This is a genomic window from Streptomyces sp. NPDC059874, assembly GCF_042731135.1.
Taxonomy (GTDB): Bacteria; Actinomycetota; Actinomycetes; order Streptomycetales; family Streptomycetaceae; genus Streptomyces.
The window spans coordinates 12,723-27,264 of record NZ_JBHWJY010000103.1; the positions used below are offsets into that span (position 1 = coordinate 12,723).

9 protein-coding genes and 1 riboswitch are annotated in these 14,542 nt (G+C 71.2%); of the genes, 5 read left to right on the forward strand and 4 right to left on the reverse strand.

Annotated features, from left to right (window positions below):
* Positions 1 to 7: 7 nt before the first annotated feature.
* A complete protein-coding gene (locus tag ACFV9H_RS36705; protein ID WP_385407314.1) occupies positions 8 to 2,224 on the reverse strand; it encodes a germacradienol/geosmin synthase in 2,217 nt (738 codons plus the stop codon).
* Between the two features lie 113 nt (positions 2,225 to 2,337).
* The gene (locus ACFV9H_RS36710) at positions 2,338 to 4,326 is read right to left on the reverse strand and encodes an ATP-binding cassette domain-containing protein (RefSeq protein ID WP_385407317.1); all 1,989 of its coding nucleotides are present in this window, start codon (positions 4,324 to 4,326) and stop codon (positions 2,338 to 2,340) included.
* A 365-nt stretch (positions 4,327 to 4,691) separates the two neighbouring features.
* Between ACFV9H_RS36710 and ACFV9H_RS36715 the strand changes: the two genes are divergently transcribed.
* Positions 4,692 to 5,750 carry a VWA domain-containing protein gene (locus ACFV9H_RS36715; RefSeq protein WP_385407320.1) on the forward strand — a complete coding sequence of 353 codons (1,059 nt, stop codon included), beginning with the start codon at positions 4,692 to 4,694 and terminating at the stop codon, positions 5,748 to 5,750.
* Positions 5,751 to 5,841: 91 nt separating this feature from the next.
* Positions 5,842 to 6,069 carry a hypothetical protein gene (locus ACFV9H_RS36720; protein WP_385407322.1) on the forward strand — a complete coding sequence of 76 codons (228 nt, stop codon included), beginning with the start codon at positions 5,842 to 5,844 and terminating at the stop codon, positions 6,067 to 6,069.
* Between the two features lie 10 nt (positions 6,070 to 6,079).
* On the opposite strand, the gene ACFV9H_RS36725 is transcribed toward ACFV9H_RS36720, so the two are convergent.
* Together ACFV9H_RS36725 and cobN are read right to left on the reverse strand one after the other, a co-directional pair.
* Positions 6,080 to 6,553, reverse strand: coding sequence for a hemerythrin domain-containing protein (locus ACFV9H_RS36725; RefSeq protein ID WP_385407324.1), 474 nt, complete (start codon positions 6,551 to 6,553; stop codon positions 6,080 to 6,082).
* 28 nt (positions 6,554 to 6,581) lie between these two features.
* Entirely contained in the window at positions 6,582 to 10,256 is a 3,675-nt protein-coding gene (gene cobN / locus ACFV9H_RS36730) for a cobaltochelatase subunit CobN (RefSeq protein ID WP_385407326.1), read from the reverse strand.
* A gap of 46 nt (positions 10,257 to 10,302) precedes the next feature.
* Positions 10,303 to 10,421: riboswitch (cobalamin riboswitch) on the reverse strand.
* A 516-nt stretch (positions 10,422 to 10,937) separates the two neighbouring features.
* Here cobN and ACFV9H_RS36735 point away from each other — a divergent pair.
* From ACFV9H_RS36735 to ACFV9H_RS36745, 3 genes are read left to right on the forward strand one after another with little or no spacing between them, the layout of a single operon-like run.
* The gene (locus ACFV9H_RS36735) at positions 10,938 to 12,176 is read left to right on the forward strand and encodes a cobalamin biosynthesis protein CobG (protein WP_385407334.1); all 1,239 of its coding nucleotides are present in this window, start codon (positions 10,938 to 10,940) and stop codon (positions 12,174 to 12,176) included.
* Positions 12,173 to 12,820, forward strand: a complete 648-nt coding sequence (locus tag ACFV9H_RS36740; protein WP_385407328.1) for a precorrin-8X methylmutase — start codon at positions 12,173 to 12,175, stop codon at positions 12,818 to 12,820. The genes ACFV9H_RS36735 and ACFV9H_RS36740 overlap by 4 nt, the downstream gene beginning before the upstream one ends.
* On the forward strand, positions 12,817 to 14,304 hold the full coding sequence (locus ACFV9H_RS36745) for a precorrin-2 C(20)-methyltransferase (protein WP_385407330.1): 1,488 nt from the start codon (positions 12,817 to 12,819) through the stop codon (positions 14,302 to 14,304). The genes ACFV9H_RS36740 and ACFV9H_RS36745 overlap by 4 nt, the downstream gene beginning before the upstream one ends.
* Positions 14,305 to 14,542: the final 238 nt, after the last annotated feature.

A 14,542-nucleotide genomic window follows, 5' to 3' on the forward strand; every position in this document is an offset into this window, starting at 1 on the left:
CCTCCGGTCAGGCGGGCAGGAAGATCCGGGCGGCCGACATGCCGAAGCCGGAACCCCAGACGCCGGTGGACAGCGCGTCGGGCAGCCCGTGCAGGTCCTCCGGCCGGTAACGGCGGACCTTCCGGTGCCAGTTGAGGATGGCGGCCAGCCAGTCCTGGAGCTCGACGACGTACGCGTCGAGCGCGGACCGCGCCTCCGCTCCGAGCTTCCAGTCGTCGTAGAGCAGCGGCAGCTGGGTCGCCACGATGTGCTCGAACTCCTCGGTGCGCTGGGTCATCAGCGCGTGGCAGATGTTGAGGGCCTCCGGGTAGCCGATGTCGAAGAAGTTCCGCGTGACGAGCACGTGGTTGTGCACCTCGCCCTCGAACTCGACCTCCTTCTGGTAGGAGAAGATGTCGTTCATCAGGCAAGCGGTGTCCGCCGCCGCGTTCTCCAGGGAGCGGATGACACCCGACGAGTAGAGCTCGTCGGGGATGCCCCGCCCCTGGTGACCGAGCCGGCACAGGTACATGGTGAGTTCACTGCCGAAGGTGTGGCGGCGCATCTCCGCGTAGTCCACCGGGTCCGGGACGCGGTTGGCGATCTGGTTGTCGACCTCCCAGACCCAGCTCTCCAGCATGGTGATCAGGGTGTCCCGGAACACGGCCCTGTCGGCAGGAGCCATCGTGGCGGTGGTGCGCACCCACAGGTCCGCCAGTGAGCGCTCCATCGCGGTGACCGGTCGCGCCTGGTCGGCGTGGTCCACCGGCACCATGTCGATCAGCCGGGCGGTGGCCGCCTTGGCCGCAGACAGGTTCTTGGCCCGTGCGAACACCACCGGGTAGTAGTCGTCCGCGTACGTGCCCCAGGTCAGCCAGCACGCGTTGAGCGCGAGTTGTCCGGGCGTGGCATCGGGGTCGAGACCGGCGGAGCAGAGCGCGAAGTCGAAGCCGCGCAGCTTGCTCTCGTTCCAGATGGAGGAGCCGGGATCGCCGGGCTGTGGATCCAGCAGCCCCATGCGCCGGGCCCAGGCGACCGATTCCTCGCGCGCGTACAGGTGGTGCGGGCTGAGGGTGAGCTCGAACGGCATGTAGACGTCGGGGACGACGGAGGGCCCGGTCCGCTCGAAGGGGACGTGGGTGAAGGAGCGGCGGCGCAGCTCCATCGAGCGCCGTGTGAAGACGGACCGCAGGTCGAGGGCGGTGGTGCCGAGCCCGGTGGGGAGGAAGGGCAGGGTGAGCGGGGCGGTGGCCTTGGCCTCCTTGTTCATGTAGCGGCTGGAGACCATGTGCCATTCGTGGCCGCCGGACTGCCAGTCCTGCAAGCCCTTCGCGTACGCCAGGACGGCCGCGATCTCGACCGGAGTCATGGCGTGGTCGGTGAACAGCTGGGGGAGTTCGGTGAGCGCGGTCTGCTCGAACTGCTGGAGACGGGAGGTCAGCAGGTCGTTGGAGGCCTCGGCGGCCTCCTGGGTGGTGCAGCCGAGGAAGGTCTCCAACACCAGGATGGCGTTGGAGAGTTCGCCCTCATCGGTCACTTCCCTTTGGTAGGAGAAGATGTCGTTCCTGATGTGCACGGCGTCGGAGAAGGCGTCGCGGAGCACTCCGAGGGCCCGCGAGTGCGCGACGCGCGCCGGGACCTCCGCGGAGACGTACTCGATGAGACCGGCCGACCAGGGGGCGCCGCCCACCTTGCGGCGCATCTCGATGTATTCGAGCGGGTTCGCCACGCGCCCGATGTTGATGTTGGCGAGCTCCCACATCGACTCGTTGAGCAGGTTCTTCGTGGACAAGGAGAACCGTTCCCGCCAGTCCGCGGACATCGCGGGCACGGTCCGACGCCACAGGTCCGCGAGACCCGCCTCGACCGGGTTCGTGGGCTCGGGGAAACCGTCGGCCAGGTGCATCGGCATGAAGGCGGCGAGCCGGTCGAGATACGTTTTTGCGCCGTCACGGTCCTGAGTGCGCTTGTACATCTCCAGGAAGTGGTCGTCGAAGAAGAAGACCCACACGTACCAGTCGGTGACCAGCGACAGCGCGTCGGCGGCGCAGTCGGGGTGGGTGTACGAGCAGAGCAGCGCGTAGTCGTGCGAGTCGAGGTCGCTCTCCTCCCAGACGCCGGAACCTTCCAGCATCCCGAAGTCGCGCGCCCACTGCTTGGTGTGGAGCCTCGCGACCTCGTAGTGGGGGTTCAGTCGCGCCGGATAGGGCACGTAGAAATCCGGCAGTTGGAACGGCTGCGTCACGTCGGGATCGGACCTTTCAGTCATGGGTGCGGGGGCCGGGTCGCTCCGGCCCCCGCACGAGATCAGCAGTGCCCTGCCCCCGGCGCCCCGGGGATAAGGGACAGTTCACTTCTTCAGGTGACGGATCCGTCCTTTCGTGGCGCCACGGCCTGCCGCGGGATAGACGGGCGCGGGTCCTGGCCGAACTGATCGGCCTGCATCCGGAACATGGACGCGTACCGCCCGCCGAGCGCCAACAGCTCCTCATGTCCGCCTTGTTCGACGAGCCGTCCCTCGTGCAGCACGTAGATGACGTCCGCGTACCGCACCCCGGACATCCGGTGCGTCACGAGGACCACCGCCCGCTGCGGCCCGGCCAGGCCGCGGATGGACTCGAAGGCGGCGATCTCCGCCTCCGGGTCCAGGGCCGAGGTGGGTTCGTCCACGACGATCACGCGGGCGTCACGGAAGTGGGTCCGGGCCAGACCGAACTTCTGCCACTGCCCGCCGGAGAGCTCCGAGGCGCCCCTGAACACGCGTGCGAGCAGGGTCTCGTAGCCGTTCGGCAGCTTCTCGACGACCCGGTCGGCGCCCGTGTGGCGCGCCGCGGCGACCACCTCCGCGGCCTGCTCGGTGTCGTCCGATCCGGGCCGACCGATGGCGATGTTGGTCCGGGCGGTCACCGGCCACCGCTCGAAGTCCTGGGTGAGGAGGGCGACCCGATCGAAGACCTGCTCCCGATCGGCGTCCCGCACCTCCACCCCGTCCCAGGTCAAGGACCCGGAGTCGGGCAGGTGAAGTCCGGCGAGCAGCTTGACGAGGGTGCTCTTGCCCGAACCGTTCTCCCCGACGAGCGCGACGACGCTGCCGGCCTCCACGGCGAGGGTGACGTTCGCGAGGGCGGGCACGTCGCGATCGGGATAGCTGAAGCAGACGTCGTCCAGCCTTACCACTCCCATCCGTTCGGGCAGCGCAAGCCCGTCGGAGGGGATGGCACGGCGACCCGCCTCCGCCACGAACCGCTCCAAGTCCCGTACGTACAGGGACTCCTCGTGCAGCGTGTTGGTGGTGGCGACGAGCGCGCCCAGACTCGCCGAGCCGGTCCGCACCGCGATCACGGCGGTGCCGGCGATGGCCAGGTCCATCCGGCCGGTGACGATGAGCGCGCCCATCGCCCCGTACGTGATCAGTGCGGCGGCCCCGGACAGCGCGGCGGCGAGCAGCTCGGTGGCGGCCTTGTCCTTGGCCAGGCGGGTGGCCTCGCCCTCCGCGTGCTCGCCCATGTTGCGGTAGTGGCCGAGCAGATAGCGGCCGACGCCGTGCACCCGGACCTCGGGGGCCGAGGTGCGCGAGATCAGCAGCTGACCGATGAGCCGGGCGGCCCGTACGTGCTCGACCCAGGTGATGACGGACAGGTACCGCCGCTGCGCGACCCGCATCGCCCCCCAGCCGCGCGGCGCCGCGATCAGCAGCAGCATGGGCAGCAGCAACGGGTGCAGCACGGTCAGCACCCCGGCGGTGGCCACGAGGGAGATCGCCCCTCCCAGCGTGGCCACACAGGCCCCCACCGTCCGGCGTGCCGAGGGCGGCCCCCACTGGGCGCTGTCGAGCAGTCGCCGGAACTCGCCGTCCTCGATGGCCTCCAGTTCCACCTCGACGGCGGCCTTCAGGTACTGCTCGTGCGCGGCCCGCTCGATCTTGGGTTCCAGCCGCCCTGCGGCCGCCGTGGAGCGCGAGGCCAGCACGGCCCCCAGTACGGCGACGAGCGCGCCGGCGGCCAGGGCGGGCAGGGCGGCATGGAGCCGATCGCCGGGACTCCCCGCGCCGAGCAGCGTACGGAGCACATGGCTGAGCACGAGCAGCCCGACGGCGGAGGTCACCCCCTGCCCGGCCTCGGCGACGGCGACGGTGAGCAGAGCCCGCCGATCGGTCTCCCAGGCGAGCCGCAGGGTCCCGCGCACCATGCGGGGCATGGAGCGCAGGGTGCTGATCAGTCGTCCTTCGAGTCGGGCGTAGTCGTGGTTCGACCACCCGGCGTCGTACCGCAGGGGCCCGCCGAACAACCGGCGCTCACTCTCGGAGACGGCCGGCTGGACGACCTCGGGTCGCCGGAGCAGCCTCATGCGCGGCCACCCCCGCCCGGTGCCGGGTCGAACACCACATGAACGTGCACGGATCGCAAGATTCCTCCCGAGCTGCCATGGCCGCTTACTGACGCCGCAAGAACGTGGCTGCTCAGAACGGCGTCACGGCCCCCGCGGAACGAACGCCCGCACACACTTCCGGGCCGCCGCCCGACCCCAAGGGCCGCCCGGCCGGCACTCCGTGACGCGGCGTTCGAACCACCCGGAGGTGGCGATGACCCCCTTCGAGGGATTGCGCCGGTGCCTGGCGGCGGACCCTCGGCGGGCTCCGGACGGGAGCTGCGTTGTCAGTGCCTCCTCCTAGTGTGGAGACATCACTCGGGGAGCGTCGGAGGGGCGGATACGTGACGGCCAACAAGATCCAGCACAAGGTGAACCACGTCGCGCTGGTAGTGGACTGTTCGGGTTCCATGCGCCAACACCAGAGTCAACTCGTCCGTGTAGTGGACGAGTTCGTGGCGGGCTTGAAGACGGAGTCGGACAGCCTCGGCCACGAGACCCGGATCAGTCTCTACTCGTTCGACCACAGGGTGGAGAACCTGGTCTGGGACATGGACGTGAAGCACCTGCCGTCCATGCGGGGTCTGTACAAGGTCAACAATGGCGCCACGGCCCTGATCGAGGCCTCGCTGAAGTCCCTGGACGACCTGGGCCACATCTGGGAGGAGTACGGCGAGCACAGCTTCCTCCAGATCGTGGTGACGGACGGCGAGGAGAACGCCTCCGGCGGCGACAGGCGGCACGACGGTGACATGACCGTCCTCGGCCCCTGGCTCGACAAGATCGCGGCGAAGATGGGCGCGCTTCCGGGTCACTGGACTTCCGCGATCCTCGTTCCGAACTCCCTGGCGAAGCGGACCGCCCAGAACTACGGCTTCCCGGCCGGAAACATCGCCATCTGGGACGCGGATTCCCAGGAGGGCGTCGAGGAGGCGATCGGTACGGTGCGCGCTGCCGCCACCAGCTTCCTGCGTGGCCGTGAGCAGGGCGTGCGCGGCACGAAGAACCTGTTCGCGGTCGGCCAGGACATCTCGGTGGACGACGTGCGGGCGAACCTCGAACCGGTCCCGGCCGACAAGTACCGACTCCTGAAGGTCGACAAGGAGGTCGAGATCCGGGCGTTCGTCGATTCGCATCCGGGCGTGACGTACGAACGCGGGGCGTGTTACTACCAGCTGGGCACGCGGGTCCAGGTTCAGCCCGACAAGGAAGTCATCGTGGTCGAGAAGGACACCGACCGCGCGTACACGGGTGACGCGGCCCGCAGTCTTCTGTTCGGCACGGGTATCCAGGGGACCGTCTCCGTGAAGGCGGGACGCAATCCCAAGTTGGAGGTGTACGTGCAGAGCCGTTCGGTGAACAGGAAGCTCAAGGCGAACACGCGTCTGCTCATCATGCTCTGAGATTCACCCGGGGTGTCGGACGGTGGGGATATTGTCCGATTGAGTTAGATTTGCCCGTGTTGTGGTTCCGACGTTCCGGGAGGGAACACTCATGGCGATCGATCTGGACAAGGTGCTCGACAAGGCGTGGGCCGACAAGCCCCTCTCCGAGGTGCTTTCCGCGCCCGTGGCCGCGCTCAAAGGCGTCACCGACAAGGACGGCGAGCTGCTGAAGGAGGCGTTCGGAGTGAAGACCGTCGCCGATCTCGGACAGCTGAAGTACGTGCGGTGGGCGCAGGCGCTCGTCGCGCTGAATCAGACCGTCAAGGTGCAGGTGTAGGTGGAGCGTGTCAGCCGGCGGCGTGTAGTTCGCTGCCCGGGTGGGCCGTGCGCCAGGCCTTGATGGAGAGGTCCCATTCGTCGCCCGTCAGGGCGGTGAGGGAGGCCGGGAAGAGGCCGTCCTCCTCCTTGGCGATGTGGTGGTGGAGGTCGTCCATGGCCTGGCGGAAGGCGGTCACGTCCGATGGTGACGTGAGGTCCACGCGGGTGAGGAACGCCGCCAGGTCGCGGTGTTCCGACGTGAGGGCCTCGATGTAGTCCGCGTATTCGGGGTCCGTGGACATGACAGCGAAAAGACCGTCCTCCTCGCCCTTCCAGTGGGCGAGGAGGACGGTCCGCATTTCACGGATGAGGGCGCGGGCCTTGGGGAGGTCGCCCGCGCCCAGGGCGCGGAGGGCGTCGCCCGCCGCGTTGGTCACCGCCTCGTGTTCGGCGATGAACTCCTTGACGAGGGGGATCTGGCGGCATCCGCAGTAATGGCACATCGCCCCAGGATCGCCCCTCGTCAGGCAATTACTCCGTTTCGCCTTCCAGGTTGCCTTCCGTGTCCAGGTAGACCTGGCGGAGGGATTCGAGGATCTGCGGGTCCGGCTTCTCCCACATGCCGCGCGACTCGGCCTCCAGGAGGCGTTCCGCGATGCCGTGGAGGGCCCACGGGTTGGCCTCCTCCAGGAAGGCGCGGTTCTCGGGGTCCAGGACGTACGTTTCCGTGAGCTTGTCGTACATCCAGTCCGCGACCACGCCCGTCGTGGCGTCATAACCGAAGAGGTAGTCGACCGTCGCCGCGAGCTCGAAGGCGCCCTTGTAGCCGTGGCGGCGCATCGCCTCGATCCACTTGGGGTTGACGACGCGGGCCCGGAACACGCGGCTGGTCTCCTCGACCAGGGTGCGGGTCTTCACCGTTTCGGGGCGGGTGGAGTCGCCGATGTAGGCCTCGGGGGCCGTGCCGCGCAGGGCGCGGACCGTGGCCACCATGCCGCCGTGGTACTGGAAGTAGTCGTCCGAGTCGGCGATGTCGTGTTCGCGGGTGTCGGTGTTCTTCGCGGCGACCGTGATGCGCTTGTAGGCGGTCTCCATCTCGTCGCGGGCCGGGCGGCCTTCGAGGCCGCGACCGTAGGCGTAGCCGCCCCAGACCGTGTAGACCTCGGCCAGGTCCGCGTCCGTGCGCCAGTCGCGGCTGTCGATCAGCTGGAGGATGCCCGCGCCGTAGGTGCCGGGGCGGGAGCCGAAGATGCGGGTCGTGGCGCGGCGTTCGTCGCCGTGCTCGGCCAGGTCCGCTTGGGCGTGGGCCCTGACGAAGTTCTGGTCCGCCGGCTCGTCCAGGGATGCCGCCAGCCGGACCGCGTCGTCCAGGAGGGCGATGACGTGCGGGAACGCGTCGCGGAAGAAGCCCGAGATGCGCAGGGTCACGTCGATGCGGGGGCGGCCCAGCTCCGCGAGGGGGATGGGTTCCAGGCCCGTCACGCGGCGCGAGGCCTCGTCCCAGACCGGGCGGATGCCCAGCAGTGAGAGGGCTTCGGCCACGTCGTCGCCCGAAGTGCGCATCGCGCTCGTGCCCCAGAGGGACAGGCCCACGGAGGCGGGCCACTCGCCGTTGTCCGTGCGGTAGCGGGTGAGCAGGGAGTCGGCCAGGGCCTGGCCCGTTTCCCAGGCGAGGCGGGACGGGACTGCCTTGGGGTCGACGGAGTAGAAGTTGCGGCCCGTCGGAAGGACGTTGACCAGGCCGCGGAGCGGAGAGCCGGAGGGGCCCGCCGGGATGAACTCGCCGTCCAGCGCCGAGAGGACGTGGGCGATCTCGTCCGTGGTGCCGGCCAGGCGGGGGACGACCTCCCGAGCGGCGAACTCCAGTACCGCGGTGACGTCAGGGGAGTGCGCCGATGCGATCGAAGACACCGCGGAAGGGTCCCAGTTCGCGTCTTCCATCGCCTGGACCAGGGCGCGGGCCTGCTCCTCGACGGCGTCCGCCGAGGTGCGGGTGGCTGCGGACTCGTCGAGGCCGAGGGCTTCGCGCAGGCCCGGGAGGGCCGTCGTGCCGCCCCAGATCTGGCGGGCCCGGAGGATGGCGAGGACCAGGTTGACGCGGGATTCACCGGTCGGGGCCCCGCCGAGGACGTGCAGGCCGTCGCGGATCTGGGCGTCCTTGACCTCGCACAGCCAGCCGTCGACGTGCAGCAGGAAGTCGTCGAAGCCGTCGTCGTCCGGGCGTTCGGCCAGACCCAGGTCGTGGTCGAGCTTCGCCGCCTGGATCAGCGTCCAGATCTGGGCGCGGATGGCCGGGAGTTTGGCCGGGTCCATCGCGGAGATCTGGGCGTACTCGTCCAGGTGCTGTTCGAGGCGGGCGATGTCGCCGTACGACTCGGCGCGGGCCATCGGGGGGACGAGGTGGTCGATGAGGGTGGCGTGGACACGGCGCTTGGCCTGCGTGCCCTCGCCCGGGTCGTTGACCAGGAAGGGGTAGATGAGGGGCAGGTCACCGAGGGCGGCGTCGGGGGCGCAGGAGGCGGACAGCCCGGCGTTCTTGCCCGGGAGCCATTCCAGGTTGCCGTGCTTGCCGAGGTGGATCATGGCGTCGGCGCCGAAGCCGCCGTCGGAGGCGCTCGCCTGGATCCAGCGGTAGGCCGCCAGGTAGTGGTGGGACGGCGGCAGGTCCGGGTCGTGGTAGATCGCGATCGGGTTCTCGCCGAAGCCGCGCGGCGGCTGGATGAGGATCAGCAGGTTGCCGCGGCGCAGGGCGGCCAGGACGATGTCGCCCTCGGGGTTGGCGGAGCGGTCGACGAACATGTTGCCGGGGGCCTCGCCCCAGTGCTCCTCGACGCTCTCGCGGAGGTCGGCGGGCAGCTGGGCGAACCAGCGCTTGTAGTCGGCCGCCGGGATGCGGACCGGGTTGCGCGCCAGCTGCTCCTCGGTCAGCCAGTCCTGGTCGTGGCCGCCGGCCTCGATGAGCGCGCGGATGAGCTCGTCGCCGTCGCCGGAGACCAGACCGGGGATCTCGGGGACGGGGCCGAAGTCGTAGCCCTCGGCGATGAGGGTGCGGAGCAGTTCGACGGCGCTGGCCGGGGTGTCGAGACCGACCGCGTTGCCGATGCGGGAGTGCTTGGTGGGGTACGCGGAGAGGACCAGGGCGATGCGCTTGTCGCGCCGCTCGATGTGGCGCAGACGGGCGTGGCGCACGGCGATTCCGGCGACGCGGGCGGCGCGCTCGGGGTCGGCCACGTAGGCGGGCAGGCCGTCCTCGTCGAGCTCCTTGAAGGAGAACGGGACCGTGATCAGGCGGCCGTCGAACTCGGGCACGGCGACCTGGGTGGCGGCGTCGAGGGGGGACAGGCCCTCGTCGTTCTCCTCCCAGGCGGAGCGGGAGCCGGTCAGGCACAGGGCCTGGAGGATCGGCACGCCGAGGGCGGCGAGGGCGCCGGCGTCCCAGGACTCGTCGTCACCGCCGGCCGAGGCGGTGGCGGGGCGGGTGCCGCCGGCGGCCAGGACGGTGGTGACGATCGCGTCCGCGGAGGCCAGGGCCTGGAGGAGCTCCGGCTCCGGGGTGCGGAGGGAGGAGACGTAGAGGGGGAGCGGCGTCGCGTCCTTGGCTTCGATGGCGTCGCAGAGGGCGTGCACGAAGGCGGTGTTGCCGGACATTTGGTGGGCGCGGTAGTAGAGCACCGCGATGGTGGGGCCGGTGGTGCCGGTGTTGCCGGTGGTGCCGGCGGTGCTTTGGGGGTCGCGCTCCAAGGGGCCCCAGGTGGGGGCGGCGGCCGGGGGCTCGAAGCCGTGGCCGGTGAGGAGGACGGTGTCCGAGAGGAAGCGGGCCAGCTGCTCGAGGTTGGCCGGGCCGCCGTGCGCGAGGTAGGCGTGCGCCTCGGCCGCGATGCCGATGGGGACCGTGGAGGCCTCCATGAGCTGGGCGTCGGGTGCCTGTTCGCCCGTCAGGACGACGACCGGGCGGGTCTGGCCGGGGGCCAGGAGGACGTCGAGGCCGTCCTGCCAGGCGCGGAGGCCGCCGAGGAGGCGTACGACGACCAGGTCGACTCCGTCGAGGAGTACGGGGAGGTCGTCGAGGGGAAGGCGGGAGGGGTTCGCGAAGCGGTACGGGACGGGGCCGGGTGTGGAGCCGTCGGCCGGGGTCGCCGTGTTGGCCGTGTTCGCGGCGCGGGCGCTGAGCAGATCGGTGTCGGACGTCGACAGCAGCAGGATCATGCGGCGGCAGGCCTTCCTCGGGGTTTCCGCGCCCCGGGCAGTGAGGACAGCGGGAGTTCCTGACTCACCCTTTGGCCATTGGCCGCCGGGTTCACAGTGGCGGGACCGCGCCGGAATCGCACCGGGCTTCCTCCCATGTCGCCGTCCTCGGCGATGGCGGACCGTGTGGCGCCGCCGGGCTCATCCTAGGGGGCCTTTGCCCTGGCCGGGCGAGGCGGGGGTGTGCGGGGGTGGGCGGTGCTGCGGTGGCGCTGCGCCGGCGGCTGGTGCGGCCTGGGGGTGGTTCGGGTGAGGTTCGGGTGCGGCGCCGTTGCCGGGGCTCTGCCGGTGCGCTGCGCTTGCGGTGGCGGGGTTCGGTCGGGTGCGGGTCCGTTGCCGGGGCTCTGCCCCGGACCCCGCGCCTCAAACGCCGGCGGGGCTGGATTTGGCCCCGCGTCTCAAACGCCGGTGGGGCTGGATTTGGCTCCGCGTCTCAAACGCCGGTGGGGCTGGATTTGGCTCCGCGTCTCAAACGCCGGTGGGGCTGGATTTGGCGCGGCGGGGCCGGATTGGCCGGGTGGGGTGGGGTGGCTGGATGGCAAGGGTTGGATGTGGCGGCCGGGGGCGGGAAGGTGACGGTGCGGCGGGTTGCGGCTGCTGAGGGTGGCGACGGACACAGGTCGGGGGAGGGGAATCGTGGGTATGCTCGCCGCCATGCCCCAGCCCCCTTCCGCCGCATCGCGGGATGAACCCGTCATACGGGACCGCGGTGACGCCTGCCCCGGTGCGCTGCGGCTGCATGCCGCGGACGACGGGTTCCTCGCGCGGGTGCGGATACCCGGTGGGCTGCTCGACGCGCCGCAGGCCGCCGCGCTGGCGTTGGCCGCCGACCGGTTCGGGGACGGGCATTTGGAGCTCACCTCGCGGGGGAACGTGCAGCTGCGCGGCCTCGGCGAGGAGTGCGGGGGCGGGCTCGCCGAGCTGCTCGACGGGGTCGGGTTGCTGCCGGCCCCGGCCCACGAGCGGGTGCGCAACATCGTCGCCACACCGCTCGCCGACGCCGGCCCCGTCCGCGCGCTGGACGCGCTGCTCTGCGCCGACCCGCGCGTCACCGCCCTGTCCGGGCGGTTCCTGTTCGCCGTCGACGACGGGCGTGGGGACGTGGCCGCGCTCGATCCGGACATCACCCTGCTCGGCCCCGATGCCGGCGGTCGGACGCTGCTGCGCCTCGGCGCGGCCCGCGACGCCGTCGAGGTCGCCGAGGCGGACGCGCCCAGGGCCGCCCTGATGGCCTCGCACCGCTTCCTCGACGCCGTCGCCGATGCCGGCACCCGAGCGTGGCGCATCGCCGAGCTCCCGCCGGAACACGCCCTGGACACCGCAGAGTTCGGTGAGTGGATCGCCGCCTCCGGTATTCCCGCCGGGTACGTTCCGGACGCGCCCAGGCCGTACGCACCGCCGCCCGCTCCCGGCGTGCACGCGGACGCGCTGTGCGTGCTGATCCCGCTCGGCCGGCTCACCACCGCCCAATGGCGGACGATGCCGGGGGAGTTGCGGATCACCCCCTGGCGCAGCATCGTCGTCACCGGCGCCCCGGACGTCGACCCCGGGCTCGTCACCGACCCCGACAGTGCCTGGCGGTCCGTCACCGCCTGTACGGGGAGGCCGGGTTGTGCGAAGTCCCTTGCCGACGTACGTGCCGACGCGCGTGCCGTCGTGGCGGACGCGCGCGGGTCGCTGCCCGTGCACTGGTCCGGCTGCGAGCGCAGGTGCGGGCACCCGCGGGGGACGCAGTGGGTGGACGCCCTCGCCACGGGGGACGGATACCGGCTGACCGTGCACGGGCGGGAAGTGCCCTGCCGAACAAGAGACCTGGCGGCCGGTCTTACGGCCGCGCGCAACGCATACCCCTCAGAGTCCGAAGCCGCAGTGAAGAAATGAGCGAGTACACCGTGTTTGAGTACGAGAAGGACGGCGCCGCGATCTACCGCCAGTCCTTTGCCACGATCCGCGCCGAGGCGGATCTCTCCGGGCTGCCCGCCTCGGTCGCCCAGGTCGCGGTGCGCATGATTCACGCCTGCGGGATGACCGACCTGCCCCAGGACCTGGGCTACACGCCCGAGGTGGTGCTGCGGGCCCGTGCCGCGCTCGAGGCGGGTGCGCCGATCCTGTGCGACGTCCAGATGGTCGCCAGCGGGGTCACGCGCAAGCGACTGCCTGCCGACAACGAGGTGATCTGCACTCTGTCCGATCCGGCCGTGCCGGAACTCGCCGCGAAGATGGGCACCACGCGCAGCGCCGCCGCGCTCGAAGTCTGGCGCGACCGGGGCCTGTTGGATGGCTCCGTGATCGCCGTCGGCAATGCGCCGACCGCGCTGTTCCGGCTGCTGGAGATGATCGAGGAGGGCGCCCCGCGTCCCGCCGCCGTCATCGGCGTGCCCGTCGGGTTCATCGGCGCCGCCGAGTCCAAGGACGCGCTCGCCGCGCACCCCTCCGGGCTGGACCACCTGATCGTGCGCGGCCGGCGGGGCGGCAGCGCCATCGCCGCTGCCGCCGTCAACGCCATTGCGAGCGTGGCCGAATGAGCGCCGGACGTCTCTACGGCGTCGGGCTCGGGCCCGGCGATCCCAATCTGATGACCCTGCGGGCCGTCGAGGTGATCGGCGAGGCCGATGTCGTCGCGTACCACAGCGCCCGGCACGGGCGGTCGATCGCCCGGTCGATCGCCGCCAAGCACCTGCGCGAGACGCACATCGAGGAGCCGCTGGTCTATCCGGTCACCACCGAGACCACCGACCACCCCGGGGGCTACCAGGGGGCGATGGAGGAGTTCTACGAGGCCGCCGCCGCCCGGCTGGCCGTGCACCTGGACGCCGGCCGGACCGTCGCCGTGCTCGCGGAGGGCGACCCGCTCTTCTACAGCTCGTACATGCACATGCACAAGCGGCTCGCGCACCGGTACGAGACCGAGGTGATCCCCGGCGTCACGTCGGTGAGCGCCGCCGCCGCCCGGCTCGGGACCCCGCTCGTGGAGGGCGAGGAGGTGCTGACCATCCTCCCCGGCACCCTGTCCGAGGAGGAGCTCACCGCCCGCCTCGCCGCCACCGACTCGGCCGTCGTGATGAAGCTCGGCCGGACCTTCCCCGCCGTGCGCGGCGCGATGGAGAGCAGTGGCCGGCTCGCCGAGGCCCGTTACGTCGAACGCGCCACCATGGAGGGCGAGCGGACCGGCACGCTGGCCGAGACCGACCCTTCGAGCGTGCCGTACTTCGCCGTCGCCGTGGTGCCCAGCCGGATCGGCAACCCGGGCAGCGTGCCGTCCGGGCCCGGGGAGGTCGTGGTGGTGGGGACTGGTCCGGCCGGGCCGTTGTGGCTGACCCCGCAGACGCGGCGGGCGCTCGCCGACGCCGAGGTGCTGGTCGGGTACACGACGTACCTGGACCGGGTGCCGGTCAAGCCGGGCCAGGTCAGGCACGGTTCGGACAACAAGGTGGAATCGGAGCGCGCCGAGTTCGCCCTGGATCTTGCTCGCAGGGGCAAGCGGGTTGCGGTGGTCTCCGGTGGTGACCCCGGTGTCTTCGCCATGGCCACGGCGGTGCTGGAGGTCGCCGGGCAGGACGGGTACAAGGACGTGCCGGTGCGGGTCCTGCCGGGGGTGACGGCGGCCAACGCGGCGGCCGCCGCGGCCGGTGCGCCGCTCGGCCACGACTACGCGACCGTGTCGCTGTCGGACCGGCTCAAGCCGTGGGAGGTGATCGCCGAGCGCCTGCGCGCGGCGGCTGCCGCGGACTTGGTGCTCGCGCTGTACAACCCCGGTTCGCGCAGCCGGACCTGGCAGGTGGCGCAGGCGCGCGAGCTGCTGCTGGAGCTGCGCGCGCCTGAGACCCCGGTGGTCGTCGCGCGCGACGTGGGCGGGCCGGAGCAGTCGGTACGGATCGTCACGCTCGCGGAACTGGAGCCGTCCGAGGTGGACATGAGGACGATCCTGCTGATCGGGTCCTCCCAGACCCGGATCACCGAGCGGGCCGACGGCTCGCGGATCACGTGGACGCCGCGCCGCTATCCGTGACGGGTGCCGCCCCTGGCTTTGGCGGTCTGCCTGTGCCTTCCGGTGCGACCGGGCAACCCCCGGCCTCGCCGACGCTTGAGCCGCCCCCACCCGGCCCCGCCGACGCCTGAGCCGCCCCCACCCGGCCCCGCCGCCGCTTGAGCCGCACCCATCCAGCCTCGCCGGCGTTTGAGGCGCGGGGTCTGGGGCGGAGCCCCGGTTTCGGGAAGGGGCGGGGTGGGGGAAGGCTCCGCGCAGC